We start from the raw sequence: 18,628 nt of genomic DNA on the forward strand, positions 1-18,628 counted from the left end.
GCCGCGGAGACCGGGCGCAGCGTCAGCTCACCGGTGTCCGCGTCGTACTCGACCGCCGCGACATGCCCGGCGAGGTCGGGGACGGCGTCGAAGTCGCCGAGGATGGTGCCACCTGCGGCCGGGGCGACCAGGCCACGCTCGGTCATCATCATCCCGATTGCCGTGCCGAAGGTGAGCGGCTCGCGCCCGTAGCGCCGCATGACGGCGGTGGTGCGCCGCTTCGGCTTCCTGGGGGCGGCGCCGTTCTTCCTCGCCGCCTCCGGGGCCGCGACCAGGGCCTGGCGCGAGGTCGACGCCGCTCAGCCCGCCGGTCATGCGATCACCGCCCCGGTGGCGTCGCCGTCCACCAGGCGGGCGGCGAGCGCTCCGTCCACGGCGCGGCGGTGGCCTGCTCGGTCCGGGCGGCGGCCTGCTCGCGCAGCTGCTTCAGCCGTGCCGCGAGCAGGTACTCGGCAGCGCGCTCGCGGGCGGTGTGGGCGGCCTTGGTGGCGACGGTGACGGCGTCTGCGCCGTGCGGGTTGTGCCGGTACCAGCGCCGCCCCTGCTCGGTCTTGTATGCCCGGCGGGCCTCTGCGTCGGCCTCCGGCGTGCGGCCCAGTTGGTCGAGGGCGCTGCTGTGGTACTCGGGGAGTGACTGTTCCAGGGTGTGGAGTGCGGTGAAGGCGAGCGCGGACTCGGTCGCGTCCGGGTTCTCGGCCAATCCGTCCGGGTCCGCTGCCCGGAGGAAGTCGTCCTGGGCCATGCGGATGGCGGCTTCCAGGCATGCCCGGACGGCGGCGCGGACGGCAGCGACGGCGGCCGCGTCGGTCAGGTCGGCGGCCCAGGCCGCGGCGACCAGTCCGGCCTCCGCGATCAGGGTCTCGGTCCGGCGCCGGTACCCGTATGTCTCGCACAGCCCACCGGCGCGCGGCTGGCCGCAGCCCTCACACAGCAGCGCCTGGCGTACCGTGTCGGCGGCGGCCACGGCCGCGCGTTCGGCCTCCGCCCATTCCGCCGCTGCCGCACGGGCCGCATCCCGGCGGGCCTGCTGCTCACGGGCGCGCTCCCGGCGCCACACGAAGTCCTCCGCCTCAACGGCGGCGTGCTCGCGCAGCCGCTCCTCAAGGACGCACTGCCGCTCGCCGTCGGTCAGGCCGGGCAGCTCCCGGTCGACCTCGGCGCAGGTCCGGGCCCGAAGAGCACGGCGGAGGTGGATGACGTTGCCGCAGTTCTCGCACTCCTCCCCGGTGTCCAGGCGCACTCCGTCGTCGCACTTGCGGTGCGAGCACGTCTGCCGCTGGGGCAGACCTCGGCGGATCAGCCACCCGTACGGCGTGGTGACCAGGGCCTCGCCGCCGGTCTCCCGGAGGCGGTCGGTGAGCCGGTCGGCCAGCAGCCGCGGCGCACCCTCCGACGCCACTCCCACGTCCGTCAGCCGCATCAGCTCTGCCTTCGCGGCGGCCTCGACCTGGTCCTGCTGCCACCCCGACAGCCGCTCCCACAACCAGGAGACCGGCCCCAGCGCCACTCGCAGACGAAGATCAGCCGGAAGGCCCACCCTCCGCTGCTGCTGCGCTGTTTCCCACACCGCGGCTTTCGGCCGGCCACCGGCACCAGCCCCGGCAGCGCGCTGCGCCGCCCACTCGTCGACCGGGGACTCCTTCGGCTGTTCCCCGCGCAGCGGGCCGCCCTCTGCCACCGACGACCCGGTCCCGGCAGCGCCGGTCTCGCGGTCGACGGCCTGGTCCTCGCGCACGCACGCGCGGTCCGGCCGACGGCCGTCAACTCCACGGCCTTCGACGGAAAACCCACCAGAGAGCTCATCAGAACCACTACGGGAGACCACAGGAGGGTGATCAGTGTGAAGGGCTGCCGCAACGTCGGAGTCTGCAACAACCGTCGCATCCGCCACGGGTACACCGCTGACCTGCGGGTCTGTGTCCGTCCCGGGCGCCTCACCAGGCCCTGCCGTAACGTCGGGGTCTGAAAACCCGGGCTCCAGGGCCTCCGCACCGTCCTGCAGAGCGTCGTCGGCCGCGACCGTACGGCCGTGCGCGGCGGCGACCGCCGGCACCACCAGCCGCGACCGGTTCGACAGCCCGGAGCCCGTCCGCAGCCGCACCCGCAGCACCAGCCCCTGGTCCTCCAGGCGTTCCAGCACCCGCTCCCCCGCCGCCGCCGAACACCCCAGCAGCCGCGCCACGGTCGCCGCGGCCCGGCCGCGCCGGGTGTCCACCGCCCCGCCGCACAGCCGCAACCGCCCGGACTCCCGCGCCTCCAGCACCAGCAGCAGCGGGAGACGGTCCGTCGCCGCACCCCGGCCGGTACGCATACCGATCAGACCGGCCGGAGTCACCGAACCGTCCCGGTGCGCCCAACCCGGGCCCATCACCGCCTCCAGCCGCCGCCACAAGGTGGCGTACTCTTTCTTCGACAGGTTCAGCCGATGCCCGAGCACGTCCTGCGCCGCCCACAGCGGCAGCACCTTGCACTTCAGGCCGACGTCCTGTCCGTAGTCGCCCTCCGCCGTGTCGATGGAGACCACGCCCGAGCGGCGCAGCACCGGCACCACGACCGAGGCGACGTACGAGGCGGAGAACCCGAGTCACCGGGCCAGCTCCTCCGTACGGATCACCACCACACCGGTCTCCGAAGGCGTCCTCGACGCCAGCACCAGCACCGCGAGGCGCACCGCGTCCGGCACACCGTCCAGGACCGGCGTGTCCAGCAGCGCGCGCACCGCACCGCCCAGCCGAGCCCGGGCGTCCCGGCCCAGCGCCAGCGGACGGCCCGGCCCCGCACCGGCACCGGCACCGGCACCGGGCCAAGCCGCGTCCGCGCAGGTGCCGGGGACCCGGCACCCGGAACCCGGGCGGGCGGCCACCGCCGCGCTCACAGCGACACCCCATGGCCGCAGCCGCAGGCGGAGCTGCTGCGCGGACACAGACTTCGGCGTCAGGATCGGCACCAGGCGCCCGCTGTACGCGCGGAAGCGGACACCCCCCACCAGAGCTCGAAATGGGTCCCGAGACCTGCGCCTGCGGACCGGCTCTGAGACTGTCGTTCACCGACATCACGCCTGCGGGCCGAGCCGACGTCACCGTCGTGGTCGCCGGGGCGCCCACCGGGCGTCCCTTTACATACGGACCGGTGCCGTCTTCATGGGGGTGCCGTTACGTAGCGAGGACCGCGAACGCCTCGTCGAGGAGGGTGTCGAGGTCGGAGTGCCCGTCGGAGGCGGTCCAGTGGTCGAGGGCGGCGTTGAGGCAGTCCAGAGCGGCTGCCGCCCGGACGGTCTGGGCGAGCGTGCCGGGGCCGGGACTGCCGGAGCGCTCGGCGAGGGATCGGGCCAGGGTCGCCCGCCAGCCGTCCTGCTTCTCCAGGTGCCGCGCGCACAGCGCGGAGGTTTCCCGGACCAGCGCCGCCAGCGCCAGGGAGTGCTCGGGGTCCTTGCGGTAGGGGTCGAGGACGCAGTCCATGGCGCGCCGCAGGGCCGTCCAGTCGTCCTCGGCGGCGGGGCGGTCCCGCAGTGCGGCGGCGAGTTTCTCCCCCTGTGCGTCGAAGGCGCCGAGGACCGCGTCTTCCTTCGTGCGGAAGTAGCGCAGGAATGTGCTGCGCGAGACTCCGGCGGCGGAGGCGAGGTCGTCGAGGGTGACCTTGTCGAACCCGTTCCGGCGGAAGAGGTCGAAGGCCACCTGCGCCAGCTCCGCGCGCACGGCCGCTCGTGCGATGCCCCGGGTGGTGCCTGTGATCGCGCTCGTCATTCCGGCCGTCCTCTCGGTTTGGCTCTCCATCGCGTTAATGGTACAAAGAAACCAATGTGGAACTCAGTGTCAATCATGACACTGGAGTCGAAATGGGAGACCGGCCTTCACGCCGCAGGTCCTCGCACCACCGGCGGCCCGGTCCGGCACCGATGACCCCCACCCCCTGTGAAACGGAGACATGACCATGACCAGAACGCTGGGCATCATCGGCAGCGGAATGATCGGCGGCACGGTCGCCCGCCTCGCCGCCGACGCCGGACTCGACGTGGTCCTGAGCAATTCACGAGGCCCTCAGACCCTCACCGACCTCGTCACCGACCTGGGGCCGCGAGCCCGGGCGGCGTCCGTCACCGAGACCGCCCGGACCGCCGACCTCATCGTCGCGGCCGTCCCCCTGAGCGCCATCGGCCAGCTCCCCGCCGACGCCCTGGCAGGCCGCACGGTCGTCGACGCGACCAACTACTACGCCCAGCGCGACGGCCGCATCGCCGCGCTCGACACCGGAGACCTCACCTCCAGCGCGTACGTGCAGCAGCGCCTCGAAGCATCGCGGGTGGTCAAGGCCCTCAACAACGTCTTCTTCCGCCACCTGCTCGACCTCGCCCGCCCCGCAGGCGCCCCCGACCGCAGCGCCCTGCCCGTCGCCGCCGACGATCCGGGGGCCAAGTCCGAGGTCATCGCCCTGCTGGACACCCTCGGCTACGACGCCGTCGACCTCGGCACCCTCGCCGACAGCCGGCCCGTGCAGCCGGGCTCCGCCCTCCAGGCCCTGCCCTACATGCCCCCGCTCCCCGAGGGACTCGGCGAGCAGGAGATCCAGCAGTGGATCTTCCAGGCCCCCGCCGTCCCCGCACCCGCCCACCGCATCCGGGAACTCCTCGCCACTGCCGCACCCTGAGGCACCAGACCCACCACCTGCCGACACACCGCAGAGGGAACGGGACGCTGCTCAGTGGAAGACGAGCCGACCGCCGGAGGGGCGAAGACAAAACATCTTCGCCCCCGCCGGAGGACTTCGAGTAGCGGGTGCCGTGCAGTCGGTGCTGTCAGCTCCTCATGGTGACGAGGGCGACGGGAGTCATCGCCGACTGCATTTCCCTGATCGCCTTGCGGACGCTTTCACCGGCCCATTGCCCCTCGGATATCCGACGCATTCGCGGAACGACCTCACGCCGAGGCAGACCGGGAAAGGCCAGGCGGTGCAGTCTTGCCCCATGCAGCAGGGCGACGAGGCCGGCCGTGCGGTCATCAGGTTCCTCGTGCCGCAGCACCACGCCTGCGAGCCGTGCGCGCAGTTCGCTCTCGGCCGTTCCATCCACCTCGGGGAACCGCCGCAACGGAAACATCCCGAGTACCTTGCGCTCCTCCTCGCCGACCAGGCCGCGCTCCCTGAGGGACTCGACGGCGGCGTCCAGCGCCTTGCGGTGGTCCTTGGCCAGCCACGCCGTCACTTTCGGCGGCCGGCTCCGCCCCGCGGCCCACGTGCCGATCATCCCGAGCCGGCCGTCGAGCAGCCCGACCCCCGTCGGGGCCGTGCCGTGGACGGTGATCCGGCCGCCGTCCACGGAAACCCGGGCGGCGAACACCAGGTCAAGGACGATTCCGCCCGCGACCGCCCACTGGCAGGCCTGCCGCTCCCGTACCGCCCCGGACCCGTCGTCCAGCGACAGGAGCATGATCTCCTCGGCCAGCGTCACGGACACGCCCGTCCCCCCGTCGGTCGGCTCCACTTACCCAGACGTACGGGACAGGTCATCAGTTCCCCGCACGGCCGTCCGGGTTGCGCGGCCGGTACGAGGATTTCGAGAGCCTGGCCCTGAGGGCCGGTCTCGACCGCGAGGCCTCCGGCTCGCCCTGCGGGACCAAGGGGGTATGGACCCGAACCGCGGTGAGGACGACATGGTCCGCGCCGGGCTGCTCACCGGTGAGCCCCGCGACCTCGGTACCGTCAGCCCGGGACATCGAGGAGGCCGTAGGCCGCGACGACGAGACGGCCGGGGTGTTCCGGCGCCGCCGGACCCTGGGCACCGGCCTCGACCGCGACGCCCTCGGCACGACCGGCGGCCTGGCGGGCCAGACCCCGGGCCAGTCCGAGGCCAGGCACCGGCGGCCGACCGTCGGCGAGTTCGTCGCGGTCTTCAATCCGGGCCCGGCCGAGCGCCGCTCCGCCAAGCGCCGTACTCCCCCGCCGGTCGAGGCCGGTGTCGTCGACGACGTCCAGGACGAGGAGGAGCGGGAGTGGCTCGAACCCCACGACAAACCCGCCCAGTGGTTCCACCGCCTCGTCCGGCACCTGACCGCCGACGGTGACCAGCGCGCCGCGGCGGCCGACCGGAAGGCCCGCCGGACGCTGGCGGAGATGGCCCCCGGCCATGTCCGCCAGCCCCTGCTCACCCCCACCTCCGCCGGTCGTGGGGGTGCCCGATGACCGCGACCCGGATGACCGACGTGCAGCGGAAGAAGCTGTCGGACAAGGTGCGCGAGGTCAACAAGCGGTCCGTGAGCAGGCCGCGGTGAGTGTCCTGGCCCTGATCAGGACGCTCAGGTTCTGGGAGTGCCCGTCGTGCGGGTGCCACAACGACGACGCAGCCGAGGCGTGTGTCTACTGCCTGCCTGACGGCATGTAACCGCTCCTGGGTGTTCAGGGCCGGGAAGTCAGCCCGGACGGTCACCACCAGACGGTGATGACTATCCGGACCGGGACCACCGGCCCCCTTCCCCGCTTCTCCCCTTCTTCCTGTTTTTCTTCCTGCTGTCGTCCACCCCGTGGACGACACGTCCCCTTCGGCCCCGGCTACCCCGTTGTGCGAGGCGACGGCCAGAGCCGTGATCGCCCATACCGAACCCCGCGCGGGCGGGGCGGATGTGACTCGACCACCACGTGTTGCTACCCCTCCTGGGGTGATGACGCCCCGGGCCCGGGGCGGGCCGTTCCCAAGTTTGGGAATGTTGCGACCCCTCCGGGGGTGGTGACGGCGAACGCATCGGCAACGAACTCCGACAATTCACCCCGGAGCCGTTCCACCTCCCCAAGCCTCATACCAGCAGGATGCCCATTACCAGCCGAGATCACCCGACGTAACGAAGCACTACTAGGGTCCTCGTTTGTGACTGACCTTTCCTCGTATCACCGTGCGACAGCTGATGCCTACGATGCCGTCGCTGTTCGCTATGCCGAATTGCCCCGCAATGACCTCCACACTTTTCCGCTGGATCGCGCGGTACTCGGCGCGTTCGCTGAGGATGTGCGGGCCGCCGGCTCCGGGCTCGTCGCCGAGTTGGGATGCGGCCCTGGACCTGTTACTGCGCACCTGCGGGATCTGGGCCTGGACGTCTTCGGCGTCGACCTGTCGCCGGTGCTGATCGGTCTCGCCCGCGAGACATACCCGGACCTGCGGTTCGAGGTCGGTTCCATGGACGCCCTAGACCTGGCCGATGGCCAGTTGCAAGGCATCGTGTCCTGGTACTCGGTCATTCACGCCTCGCCGCAGGACGTGCCACCGTACTTCGTCGAGTTCCGTCGGGTACTCGCACCCGGGGGAACTCTCCTGCTCGCCTTCTTCGAGTCGGAAGGCGAGCCGGCCACGGCGTTCGACCACAAAGTGGCGACGGCCTACCGGTGGCCGATCGACGACCTCGCGGGGCTGGCCGGTGAGGCCGGCTTCACCGAGATCGGCCGGATGCTGCGTGAGCCATGCGACGGTGAGCGCTTTCGCCGGGGGCATCTACTGATGCGCGCAGGGAAGTGACTCAGGTTGCCGCGTGCCGCCATCGACAGCACGCGACAACCTGGACCGCCTCAGCCACGTTGATTCAGAGCCCTGGCCAGGTCCCGGTTGACCTCCCTCGCGGCAACGAAATCGGATCGGGCCTCCTCCAACACGGAGGTCAGTTCGACGCTGCGCTGCTCCAGCCTGCTGATCTCCCGTTGGAGCTCGTCAATGCCCGCTGGAGCACCTCACCCACGCCGCCTACATACACCTGGCCACAATCCGGCGCCGCCCCCGGGCCCCGGCGGACCAGCCCGCCCACACCGCCCTGGTGGCTGCCGGTCAGGGCCGCGCTGCCCGCCGTAGCCCGGGCGAGACCGCAACCGCGTACAACCCCCGCTGCCGCAAGCACCCCTCCACCTCCCTGACCCACCACACCAACATAACGAACAAATCATTTGCAAGCGGGGAGAAAAACCTACTCACGTGAGTAGGTGCTCAGAAGTCGGACGATCTCCGCGAGGGCAGGGTGGACGGGCCAGTTACTTTTCTAGTAACTGGCCCCGGGAGCGACCCCGCGCGGGCGGGGCGGATGGCCCCTTCGGGAGCGAGGCCGAGATAAAGACCGGACCATCCCCGCGCGGGCGGGGCGGATGCTTCGTGACCTGGGGTGTTGTCAGGTGGTCATGCTGTTTTCGTTTGCCGGCATTCCGGGCTGGTCCTTGTGTGGTGCGGTCTGGGTAGGTGCACGGTATCTGCCGGAGTGACCGGCGCGGGGGTGTTCCGGAAGGAAGCCGGCCGCGCACGGACTCCGGATGTCGGGTGAGCTCGGCACGCCCTGTACCGGTTCTGAACAGCCCTCCGCATCACCTCAGCGCGAATGCCCGTGGCCCGGCCGCCGCCCGCCGTAGCGCCCGGGTCGGCTGTTGCCCCGAGGACCACGGGGACGGTCGCACTCACCCGTGCCGCCGATGCTTTTGAAACGCCGGCAGCTCCAGCCCGGCCTCCACCACCTTCTCCAGCGCGATGTTGATCAGATCCGCCGGACGGTTCCGCAAGCCTGCCTCCCGCCGGACCGCCCCTTCCGCGACCCGGCGGGCCTCCGCCTGGTCGTACCGCACCCCGCACCGCTTCCGGACCAGGCCCGGTGGTTCTTCGCGGTCTTCCCCGCCCGGTACACCGCCAGCGTGCCCTCCGGCAGCCCCACCTGGCGCCGCACAAAGTCGGCCACCATCTCCGGCACGTCCTCCAGCTTCGGGAAGCACCCCATGCGCTGGTACGACTTCAGCATCAGAAGCAGAGCGAGCAGATGCCCGTCGTCGTCCGTGGCCTCCGACGCCCACCGGACCTCATCCCGCGACGGCGCGAAGAACAGATGCAGCTCATGCGCGGTGATCAGCCGCTTGACCGCGGATACGCGGTCCGCTCGATCGAGGTCACAACCCACCCCAGCCCCGAACAGTGGTCAACACCACCACCACCGACACTGGGCCGGATGGGTGGCGGGGCCGGGCCGGGCATAAGCACCCCAAGATCATCCTGTGGCCCCTTCTGGGCTCACCTCGGCGATACCCCTGCCTCAGGCGAGGGCGGGCAGCCCGCTCGTCAGCGCGGTCAGCAGTTCGTCGACCGAGTGCGCCGCAGTGCGCTGCCGGGCGGCAGCCCTGCGCTCGGCGGGCGTCAGCCGGCCCAGCGCGCCCGCCCGGCGGACCGCACGGGCCAGCGCGAGCGGATCGTCGGGGCGGCACAGCACCAGGCCCCCGCAATCGGACTCGGGCAGACCGCCCAGGTCGCTGGCCACCACCCGGCAGCCCGCGTGCTGCGCCTCGGCGGACAGTGTTCCGAACGGCTCGATCCACAGGGTGCTGTGACTGGGCATCACCAGCACGTCCTGTGTCACCAGCAGCCGCGCCATTTCCCGCGCGGAGGTACGTGGTGCCACTGCCTCGATCATCGGGTGGGCCCGCACCAGCGGCTCGGCCAGTGCGTAGGCGGCGTCCTGGTCGCCAGCCAGCACCACAGTGAACGCGAAGTCCCCGTCCCCGGCGAACGAGTGCAGCGCCTCGAACAGGGTGTAGATCCCCTTCTCCGGGCCGAGCCGTCCCGCGAACAGGACCCGTACCGGACCCGGCTCACGCTCCGGCTCCGGCTCGTTCGCGAACTCGACACCGGCGAACGGGTGGACGATTCCTATCTCGCCCGGGCTGAGGTCCAGGAAGTCAGCCCACCCCCGGGCGGCGGCCGAGCTGGGCGCGAGCAGCCGGTGACCTGCGTAGCCCTCCCGGTAGAACGCCAGATCCCGGCCGACCAGTGGGAGGTTGTGCATCATCACGTGAGGCACCCTGCTGGTCGACAGGCGCAGCGGCTCGGTGGCCAGCACCACCTCGCCCTCCAGCAGGCCGACGTCGCCAGGGGTCGGGTAGCCGGTGAAACGCACGTCCGGTGCCTGCGACCGGCCGTCCTGCTCACCGAGCCGGAAGGTGACCACCTGGTTGTCGATGCCCCGGCGGGTCAACTCCCGGCACTGCCCCAGGGTGAAGGTTTCCGTTCCTCCGCTGCCCGGCAGTAGCGGGAACGGCGGAGTCCAGAACGAGGAAGGCGTCCAGACGTGGGAAATCACCCGGCAATGATAGGCAGCCAACCTCAGAGATGTCGGCGAACCGTCAAAGACGGAAGGAGCGGCCCGCTGCCCGATGGGGCGGGACAGCAGGTCACCCTGGCCGGCTGACCGCCAGTCTGGCCGTGGAACCGCCGATTTGGCGCGACATCCCGTGGGTTCGTTCCGCTGTCGGCCTGTTCTGCCACAGGTCAACCGGGGAATCGTCGCCTCCACACCCGCCGTGATCATGACGGTTTCTCAGGATTCCCGAAGAACCGTCATGATCAGGCGAGGAGAAACGGCCCGCGTGTCGCGATGCACCTGACCAGACGCAGTATCGAGCCTCGCGAGGCGGGGCGAACCCACGGGATATCGCGCATCCGGCCGGGGACGTGTCCCGAGCCGGGCCGAGAGGCCCGGGATGGACGGCGGGCTTGCTCGCCCCCGGCGCGATGCCGATCGGGACACCAGCCGGGTGGCCCGGCTGACCAGCGGGGCGGGCCGGGCCGCCCGTAACGTTACAGGCGGCCCGCTGCGGCCGAGGTCGGCCGCGTGCGCCGAACACCTGGGCGCCTGCGTCCGCAGCGCTCCAGCGCCTCCGACGGGTTGAGGGCAGCATGCCGTCCCGGACCAGCCATCCGTCCAACCGGCACGGCGTCCTGCACGCGCTGTCTCCGCAACTGCTGCCCCTGGTACGCAGGCTCGGCGACCTGGTCCCGGACGGTGGGTCAGGCGTCTGCCGGCTACCGACGCAGGCGCGAGAGCAGACCGGGCCGCCCGGGCGCCTTCGGATCGGCATCCGGCACGGCGATCCCAGGAGACTGCGCGACGCCGGTTTCGCCGAAGACGGCGTGTCGCACGGCATCCCAGTCTTCGCGGCGCCACCAGTCGAACAGACGCGCACTGCCGATCACCGGGACGGTCAGCACGTCGACGAACGCGCGGTCGGTGTAGACCTCGACGTCCCGCTGAGCGGGTTGGAGCTTGATCTGGTGATTGACCACCAGGACGCCGCCGTCAACAGGCTCGGTCCCGGTCAGACCCGGCCAGGTGTTCAGATGCTTGAGTAGTTTGTCGGGCAGGCTGTGCGGTGGCCGGTTGTTCGCCGACTTCACCTCGACCAGGACTCGACGGCCGCCGTACTCGGCCAGCAGGTCCGCCGACTCGGTGCCGTACACGTCGTCGAGGCGGGTCACCGCGGCACCGGCCGTCACGAGGACGTCGTGCACCGCGTCCTCCAGCGGGCGGCCGGTGCCGAACAGCAGATCGTCGCGCAGCGGATCGGTCACGGCCCGCAGCGCGGCGAGTTGCTGGTGCAGCTCGGTCTGCCGCTGCTCGTGGGCGCGCTGCTCCTCGGCGATCGTGTCGACCAGCCGGGCTTCGGCGTCGGTGGCGAACGCCGGGTCGCGCACCAGGGTCGAGCGGGCGCGGGTCAGCGCGCCGGGCACGTACGCGGGCAGCGCGTGCCGGACCAGCCACTCCACCAGCAGCCGCTGGTCGGTGCCGTGGGGAACCACGAACCACCGGGCACTGCCGCCCGTCGGCATCCACACCCCCGCCACCGGGTCGCCGAGGCCGTCGACCAGAATCGGGCGCAGCTCCCCCTCCCCCGGCGGCGGCCACACCCTGGCAGCTCCGGGGCGCGAGGACCTGGATTCTCTGAGGTAGGTCAGGCGGAACCAGGTGTCCGGGGGACGGTTGAGCAGCCGGGTGCCGAGGTCGTGCTCGGCGTGGTCCAGGCCGTCGGCGAGTTCGGGACTCACACCGGCGGGGAGCGGGTTGGCAGAGATCGATCCGTAGCGGTCGGGCAGGTGGATGCCGGGAGCGACGGTGCCGGAGAAGACGTTGTGGCAGCGTTCGCCCGCACCGGTACAGGCGACGACGAGGGCGGTCTCACCTCGCTGCCGGGCTCCCGCGGCGTAGCGCTTGTAGGGCTCCAGGCCGGTGGCGGGTCCGAGGACGGGGGACAGAATGGCCGCGCAGTCGCCGGTCTCCTGATCTTTCCACCGCGGCTCCGCCCCAAGCGCCGCCCAGTCCACCACTCCCGGCCGCACCGTCGGGGCGGGCCGACGGCCCGCCCCGACGGACGTGCCGATCACGTCGGGGGCCGGGGACGTCAGCGGTTCGCCAGCGATGTGCAGGGGGATCGGGGCGGCGCTCGGACCGGGCGTGCTCATGGTGGACACGGTAGCCGCCCCCAGGGCGTGGGCCCGCGTCAATTCTCCGCGCCGGAGGAAGGATCCGGGCAGTACGGAGGTGTGGTCAAGGTGCCGGTGAGGCCTCGTACGCTGACTTTCCCCACCACTGCCCCGGCGGGTAGGGAACGGACTGCCAGGTCACTACGGAGTGATCGGCGGATCCGTCTGCCGTACGGGGGGTGAGGATTCCGGCGGCCCAGACGCGGGTGGCCTCGGCCTCGACGTCCTCGCCGGCGTCACGGGTGCAGCGCTGGGCGACGGCGGCGCAGAACTCGGAGTCGCACACGACACGCGCCACGGCATCGGCCGATCCGTCGGGGTGCTGGACGAGTTCGACGTCTGCGCCGGGTTGCTGGGCGGTGACGCACTCGGGGACGAGACGTAGACCTGACCGGGCGCTCGCCTCAAGGGCCGCGAGCTGGTCGGCGTCCATCACGGGGGCTTCGCCGGCGCGGCGGTGGGCACGGTGGACGTGGACGGTGCAGATCCGGTCCGGTTCTCCCTGGGCCAGTACGAGGGGGTGTTCAGCAGCATGATGTGGTGGAGTCCTTCTCGGCCCGGGCGGGCCCCGCCGTACGGAGGAGCTGCACCCGGTGGGGCGATCGTGGTGGTGCCGACGAGAGCACCGGCCGCGAGCGCCCGGAGAGAGCTTCCCGTTGTCTTGGTCGTCGTCAGCCTTCCGTTCTCAGTGTTCTCCCGGCACGGCCAGGATGACGGTCCAGGTGCCCGGCGCCGTTTCCTCCTCCGCCGTGGCGGTCGCGCCGCGCAGGTCGTCCTCGTAGTCGTTGTCGACGTACGCGAACAGGCGTTCCTCGGCCTGCTCGGCGGTGTCCGCGTTCAGGATGAACTCGGAGACCCACAGGTCCCGTTCGCCGTCGCGCGGCTCGATGCCCCGGTCGGCTGTCTTCCGGGCGTCCCACCGGTCCTCGGGAACGGTGGGCAGGCTGGTCGGGTACGTCGTGGGCACGGCTGTTCCTCCGGGTGATGGGGTCAGGCGGCGAGGTCGAGGACACCGCGGGTGGTCGCCTCGGCCCAGGTCAGCTTCTTCTCCCGGTACACGTCGAACGCGCTGCGGGAGACACTGTGCCGGGAGTGCAGGGCAACCTTCTCCGCCGGGTGTCCGGCGCCCAGCATCGCCTGCATACAGCCCCGGCGCATGGAGTGCCCGGTGATCCGGCGCACCGCCTGCCGGGCCGCCCACGCAGCGGTGCGCCACGCCTTCAGGATCGTCCCGGCCTCCTCGGCGGTCGGCGCCGCCCCGGCCGCCGCATACGCCTCCTGCTTCGCCGCCGTGGCGGCGGCCTTCTCCTCCGCGGTAGGGGTGGGGGTGAGGTCGGCGGCCCGGGCGGTAGAGGTGACGAGGTCGCTGACCGTCTCGGCAGTGATCCCGCCCCGGCGCAGCGGATCCTTGGTGTGGCGGTCGGCCGCCTTCGCGCCGATGTTGCCGTGCCGGTCGATCCGGCGCAGCAACGGCCTCGCAGCGAGCTGCCCGTCGGCGGCGAACACCTCCAGCCACTCCTCCAGCGCCCAGATCGGGCAGAGTTCGTCGTCGCCGGGGGCCAGGATGCGGATCTCGTGCCCGCGGGCCCGCTGGTCGGCCTTGGAGCGGCGGAGCTTGATGACCAGGGCCTTCACCGGCACCGGCCGCCCGGTCGCGGGGTCGTCGACCTTGACGGTGGTGATGCGGGGCGTCGTGAAGGTTGAGGCGGGCGGGCTCGTGCCGATCTGCCGCAGACCGCGCAGCGTGCTGAAGTGAGCTTCCAGGGTGCCGGTGGGGTGGCCGTGGTCGGCGAGGTCAGCCAGGTGGGAGAGGACCGCGCCGGGCTCCGTGGCGTCCCAGCCGTGCTCGCCGCACCAGGTGGTGAAGGTGCGCCAGCGGCTGGCGCGGGCGTCGTGGCTGTTGCGGGGCACCGAGTCGATGAGGCGGCGGGCGGCGGAGCCGGAGATCTGCATCCCGTCCGCGGTGGTGACATCCGCGTGCGCACGGCGCCGTACGGCCGGTCCGGCCGGGGCGGGGGCGGGGGCAGGGACGAGCGCGGTCATGATGTCTCCTGCTCCTCGCGAACAGCGGTACGGACGGTGGCGCGGCGGGAGGGCGTGGGGCGCTCCCAGATGTGGCCGGTGAGCCGGGACGCGGCGGGCACGGTGGTGAAGCCGTGGCGCCGGAGGAAGCGCTGGAGCCGGGCGCGGTCGGCGCCGAACCGGCTGGTCGGCGTGCACACCACGGTCAGGTCGCGGGCGTCGGCCTCGGCGCACAGCCGGGTCAGGACCCGGGCGGCGTGTCCCTGGCCGCGGCAGAGGAGAGAGACCCGCAGGTACTGGAGCTCCAGCACCGTCTCGGCGGCGGCGAGTTCCAGGCCCAGCGGGGCGCCCGGGGGCATCGGGTCCCACAGCTCCTGGAGCAGGGCGTGGACCCAGATGGCCGGGTCGGCCGACTGGAGTCGGCGCTCCCGGACCGTCCGTGGGCCGGGACCGACCGGCCGTGCGGTGCCGGGCGGTTCGGGCGGGGGAATCGTCGCCGGACCCCTGTCACGATTGACCGTGGGGGTGGTCCGGTGGATCAGCAGCAGTTCCCGGCCGTCCCCCGGGCCGGTCCTGGCTGCCCGGCGGGCGACGTGGGTGGCCTCGTCCAGTAGCAGGGCGGCCGGACGAACCTCGGACGGGTCGGCGGTGTGACCGGCGACCAGGGCGGGGGCGGGCGGGTGAGGGGACGTCACCGCCGCAGGGGCCCGCCCTGGGCCCTGGAGGATCTCGCTCGGCATCTTCCGCCCCTGCTCCCCGGACTCCCCCGGATTCGCTGCCATGTCCGCGCCGGTTTCTGATTCCGGATAAGGAGAGCGGATCCGGAATCAGGGTCCGGGCAGCGCGTCCATCCGCGCGAACCTCTGGTGGTCCGCTGTCCCGTCTCGCTGGGTATTCACCCTGACTCAGGTGACCTTGTTGGATTCGCTGCTGGTCTCGGGTGACGTTGTCGCCGCCGCGCCGTGGTAAGCGGCCAGTCTCAGGTGATGTTGCCTGTCGGACGGGTGCATCTCAGGCTGCGTTGTCACTGATCGCCGCTTTTCACACGTGGTCTTCCCCCCTCTCGGGCGGTTTGAGCCCGTATCGCTGGCGCCCGGTGCCGACTTGGTGGCTTTGCTCGGATCTGTTCCGTGTGATCGGCCTGGGGGTGGGCGGTGGATGTGGGAAGGCTGGGGCGGACTGCGTTCGAGGTGGGGTACGCCGAGAAGGGCCGCGTACAGCGCCGCGAGCCGTTTTCGGCCTGCTGGACGTTGAGGTTCGAGCGGCTGTCGCCGGTGCGTACGGTCAGGCTCCCTCGGATACATGGACAGCACCTACTGTCACCACTTCGCCCAGCTCATGCGCACCGGTCACGCAAGTGACAAACAGGCCGGGTCGCCGACGACCGCGCGCACGCCTGACGGCCGCCACGGGACCGGGGCCCGCCGGTAGAGAGCTCCGAAGAACCCCACCGAATACACATCCCGGGTCCTGTGCGCTGGTGTGGGCCCGTCGGCGACCCCGGCCACACAGATGGTCTTCGCTCCGGGCGGGCAGAGCACCCGGGCGGGAGGAGGCGGTGCGGGGTCCCGTGTACCTCGCCGACTCCCGCGCGGACCGGGACGGTCGGCACGGGAAACGGGGCTGGCCTGCCTCCGTCAAGCCGGAGTGAAAGCATGATCGCCATCTATTCTGGCCTCGCACTCCGTTGATCCACCAGTCTCCAGCCTGGGTGCACGCACTGCCGGTGAGGCCGCGGGATATCGTGCAGAGGGTGGTGGGGCTTGGTGTTCACGTGGGGCTGCGGATGTCAGCTTCTTACCAGGTCGAAAGTGTGGGAGGAGTTCTTGTCTATCCATACTCCGCCGCTGTCATAGGTGTATGTCTTGTTGAGCACCTTCTCAGTGATGACTATTTTCTGGACGCACATGTCCGCAGAGGCGGCGCCACCCGACTGGCGGATCACTGCCTGGCCGATATCCCCAATGTAGGGGATATCGAGCCAGAATGCATAGGTTCCCCCTTGTTCGAAGTCGTTTTCATCTGGATGGTCAAGGGGCCCTATCTCCCAATTCTGCCGGACCCCGTTGACTTTGATGTAGACGTCTGCGTCGGTTCCTGCGCCGTTGGTATTGGCCATCGTGATGCTCGCCGTATATCCCGCCCATGGCGTTGGTGTGCCGAGTGTCCCGTCTACCGTCATGTTGTAGGCGTCGAGGGTTGTCGCGGTGACGTTCAGGATTCCGTTGACGCCGTAGAGCTCGGAGGTCACTTGCAGCTTTTCGAAGCTGGACACTCCTGTGGCTGTGATGCCTTTGTCCGCGGTGACGGCGTCGCCGATGTGCAGCGTGCTGTCCTCTCCCAGAAGTGTGCCCTGGATGTGAGGTTGTTTGATCCAGAGGACTCCATCGCCGACCGGCCCGATCACGCATTGGTCGTTGAACTGCAGGTTGCTGGCGACGGTGATGGGGTCCTGGTCGGCGCCATGGAGGCTTCCGGAGATCTGGGGGGATTCCAGTACAGCTGACTGCACTGAGAAGGTGCCGGATTCCACTGCCCGGATCTGTTTCTGGTCCGCCAGGATCAAGTCACTCTGGAAGTTCGCGTCGCCCTGTACCGTCAGCGAGTCCACCACCAGACTTCTGCTGGTCGCGTGGTCCTTGGTCAGGGCCCGGCTGGTGAGGTACGGCGTGGTCGGCCAGTTGTCGGCCTGAGTGGGCTCTCCGGTGGTGGAGACCTCCTCGATGGAGATCCGGGTGGTGCCCGCTGTGGAGTTGACCGGGATGTCCGCGAGGCGGAAGGCGACACCGTCCGTGGTGAGGGTGAGGTAGTCACCTGATACCGGGGTCGCCTGGTACCGGACCGTGGCCGGGGTGTCACCCACGCCCTGTCCGGTACCGGACTGACGGGTGCCTGTGGCCGGAGCCGGGGCGAAGGTCCAGATACCCGCGGGTATGGCCTCGGTGGACACGGTCTCGGGGCTCTCGGTGAGATCCCGGGCGGAGGAGCCGACGGAGAGCGACAGGACGATGCTTCTGCAGTGAATCGCCTCGCCGCCACCATTGGAGACGATCACATCGATGTCGGCCAGGGCCGGTTCGGAGCTGTCGGAACTCACGTTGAGGGGAGCGGGGTTCGCGCGCACGGCATAGTCCAGCAAGGGCGAAGGGGGTACGTCGGTCGATACGGTCATGATGCCACTCCGGTGGTCGGAAAATCCTGCGCGAAGGCCCGGATCTTTGGAGAACGGGAAGAGGGGGAGCGCGGTTCAACCTGTTCGCGGACGGCTCATCTGAGTTCTCCGTTGACCGTGAGCGTCTCGTCCACTGTTACGTTGTAGGCGTCGAGGGTTGTCGCGGTGACGTTCAGGATTCCGTTGACGCCGTAGAGCTCGGAGGTCACTTGCAGCTTTTCGAAGCTGGACACTCCTGTGGCTGTGATGCCTTTGTCCGCCGTGATGGCGTCGCCGATGTCCAGCGTGCTGTCCTCTCCCAGAAGTGTGCCCTGGATGTGAGGTTGTTTGATCCAGAGGACTCCATCGCCGACCGGCCCGATCACGCATTGGTCGTTGAACTGCAGGTTGCTGGCGACGGTGATAGATTCTTGGCCGGCGCCGGCCAGGGGTCCGGAGATCTGGGGGGATTCCAGTACGGCTGACTGCACTGAGAAGGTGCCGGATTCCACTGCCCGGATCTGTTTCTGGTCCGCCAGGATCAAGTCACTCTGGAAGTTCGCGTCGCCCTGTACCGTCAGCGAGTCCACCACCAGGCTCTTCGCCGTCACCGCGGGTGCTTTGGTGAGCGGGTGGTTCATGGTCCGTGGTGTCGTGGGCCAGCTCGCCGAGGTGTCGGGGTCGTCGGTGGTGGCTGTCTCCTGGATGGAGATCCGGGTGGTGCCCACCTGGGTGTTGACGGGGATGCCGGTCAGATGGAAGGTGACGCTGTCGGCGACCAGGCTGGTGTAGCCGGTGTCCGAGACCGGTGTGGCCCGGTAGTCGGCCGTGGCCGGGCCGGAGGCAGTGAAGGCGGCGTAGTCGTCGGTGGGGACGGCGTAGAGCACTTCGTCCTGGACCTGGACGAAGGCCCACTGGTCGGCGGGGCTGACGGTGATCGCGATCGCGTCGGGGTCCTCGGTGATGTCCTGGGCGAGGGTGCCGACCTTGATGGTGAAGACGAACTGTTTGCAGTACACGGTCTCTTCGCGGCCGTTGGAGACGATGATGTCGATATCGGCCGTATTCGGCGCGTCGCCACTGGTGCTGACTGTCAGGGGCTGCGGCGTGGTGACCACCGCGTAGTCCAGCAGCGGCAGGTCGGGTACGGGTGAGGTCATGAGATTTGACTCCTGCGGATGGGTTTCCCCGTGGATGTGGTG

16 protein-coding genes are annotated in these 18,628 nt (G+C 70.4%); 3 read left to right on the plus strand and 13 right to left on the minus strand.

The annotated features are described in order from the left end of the window. Window positions 1-319 precede the first annotated feature (319 nt). The 3 genes from CRV15_RS28745 to CRV15_RS28755 all read right to left on the minus strand — a co-directional run bounded on the left by CRV15_RS28745 (window position 320) and on the right by CRV15_RS28755 (window position 3,743). A complete protein-coding gene (locus tag CRV15_RS28745; protein WP_230864349.1) occupies window positions 320-2,548 on the minus strand; it encodes a hypothetical protein in 2,229 nt (742 codons plus the stop codon). A 36-nt stretch (window positions 2,549-2,584) separates the two neighbouring features. Beyond that, window positions 2,585-2,875, minus strand: a complete 291-nt coding sequence (locus tag CRV15_RS28750; RefSeq protein ID WP_230864347.1) for a hypothetical protein — start codon at window positions 2,873-2,875, stop codon at window positions 2,585-2,587. A gap of 277 nt (window positions 2,876-3,152) precedes the next feature. Beyond that, window positions 3,153-3,743, minus strand: coding sequence for a TetR family transcriptional regulator (locus CRV15_RS28755; RefSeq protein ID WP_003956011.1), 591 nt, complete (start codon window positions 3,741-3,743; stop codon window positions 3,153-3,155). Window positions 3,744-3,924: 181 nt separating this feature from the next. Between CRV15_RS28755 and CRV15_RS28760 the strand changes: the two genes are divergently transcribed. Then, window positions 3,925-4,644, plus strand: a complete 720-nt coding sequence (locus CRV15_RS28760) for an NADPH-dependent F420 reductase (protein ID WP_003962944.1) — start codon at window positions 3,925-3,927, stop codon at window positions 4,642-4,644. Between the two features lie 148 nt (window positions 4,645-4,792). On the opposite strand, the gene CRV15_RS28765 is transcribed toward CRV15_RS28760, so the two are convergent. Beyond that, complete coding sequence (locus tag CRV15_RS28765) at window positions 4,793-5,476, minus strand: GOLPH3/VPS74 family protein (protein ID WP_003956008.1); 684 nt, start codon at window positions 5,474-5,476, stop codon at window positions 4,793-4,795. 158 nt (window positions 5,477-5,634) lie between these two features. On the opposite strand from CRV15_RS28765, the gene CRV15_RS28770 reads away from it, so the two are divergent. Both CRV15_RS28770 and CRV15_RS28780 read left to right on the plus strand, forming a co-directional pair. Further along, the gene (locus CRV15_RS28770; protein ID WP_238546010.1) at window positions 5,635-6,174 is read left to right on the plus strand and encodes a hypothetical protein; all 540 of its coding nucleotides are present in this window, start codon (window positions 5,635-5,637) and stop codon (window positions 6,172-6,174) included. 679 nt (window positions 6,175-6,853) lie between these two features. After that, the gene (locus tag CRV15_RS28780; RefSeq protein WP_003956005.1) at window positions 6,854-7,495 is read left to right on the plus strand and encodes a class I SAM-dependent DNA methyltransferase; all 642 of its coding nucleotides are present in this window, start codon (window positions 6,854-6,856) and stop codon (window positions 7,493-7,495) included. A 994-nt stretch (window positions 7,496-8,489) separates the two neighbouring features. Here the strand turns inward: CRV15_RS28780 and CRV15_RS28790 are convergent. The 9 genes from CRV15_RS28790 to CRV15_RS28830 form a co-directional block, all read right to left on the minus strand. Then, window positions 8,490-8,903 (minus strand): DUF4158 domain-containing protein, encoded by a 414-nt coding sequence (locus CRV15_RS28790; RefSeq protein WP_003958598.1) that lies wholly within the window; start codon window positions 8,901-8,903, stop codon window positions 8,490-8,492. A 132-nt stretch (window positions 8,904-9,035) separates the two neighbouring features. Beyond that, window positions 9,036-10,076, minus strand: coding sequence for a glycosyltransferase family 4 protein (locus CRV15_RS28795; RefSeq protein WP_230864346.1), 1,041 nt, complete (start codon window positions 10,074-10,076; stop codon window positions 9,036-9,038). A 722-nt stretch (window positions 10,077-10,798) separates the two neighbouring features. Continuing rightward, a complete protein-coding gene (locus CRV15_RS28800; protein WP_009998931.1) occupies window positions 10,799-12,232 on the minus strand; it encodes a hypothetical protein in 1,434 nt (477 codons plus the stop codon). Window positions 12,233-12,317: 85 nt separating this feature from the next. Beyond that, window positions 12,318-12,686 carry a hypothetical protein gene (locus CRV15_RS28805; protein ID WP_009998933.1) on the minus strand — a complete coding sequence of 123 codons (369 nt, stop codon included), beginning with the start codon at window positions 12,684-12,686 and terminating at the stop codon, window positions 12,318-12,320. A gap of 252 nt (window positions 12,687-12,938) precedes the next feature. Continuing rightward, window positions 12,939-13,220 (minus strand): hypothetical protein, encoded by a 282-nt coding sequence (locus CRV15_RS28810; protein WP_003958593.1) that lies wholly within the window; start codon window positions 13,218-13,220, stop codon window positions 12,939-12,941. A 23-nt stretch (window positions 13,221-13,243) separates the two neighbouring features. Next, window positions 13,244-14,296, minus strand: a complete 1,053-nt coding sequence (locus tag CRV15_RS28815) for a site-specific integrase (RefSeq protein WP_003962948.1) — start codon at window positions 14,294-14,296, stop codon at window positions 13,244-13,246. Then, the gene (locus tag CRV15_RS28820) at window positions 14,293-15,057 is read right to left on the minus strand and encodes a GNAT family N-acetyltransferase (protein WP_003962949.1); all 765 of its coding nucleotides are present in this window, start codon (window positions 15,055-15,057) and stop codon (window positions 14,293-14,295) included. Before CRV15_RS28820 ends, CRV15_RS28815 begins: the two co-directional genes overlap by 4 nt. 1,007 nt (window positions 15,058-16,064) lie before the next feature. After that, window positions 16,065-17,447 carry a PLAT/LH2 domain-containing protein gene (locus CRV15_RS28825; protein WP_003958589.1) on the minus strand — a complete coding sequence of 461 codons (1,383 nt, stop codon included), beginning with the start codon at window positions 17,445-17,447 and terminating at the stop codon, window positions 16,065-16,067. A 95-nt stretch (window positions 17,448-17,542) separates the two neighbouring features. Continuing rightward, complete coding sequence (locus tag CRV15_RS28830; RefSeq protein WP_003962950.1) at window positions 17,543-18,586, minus strand: hypothetical protein; 1,044 nt, start codon at window positions 18,584-18,586, stop codon at window positions 17,543-17,545. Window positions 18,587-18,628: the final 42 nt, after the last annotated feature.

Source organism: Streptomyces clavuligerus, assembly GCF_005519465.1.
Classification (GTDB): domain Bacteria; phylum Actinomycetota; class Actinomycetes; order Streptomycetales; family Streptomycetaceae; genus Streptomyces; species Streptomyces clavuligerus.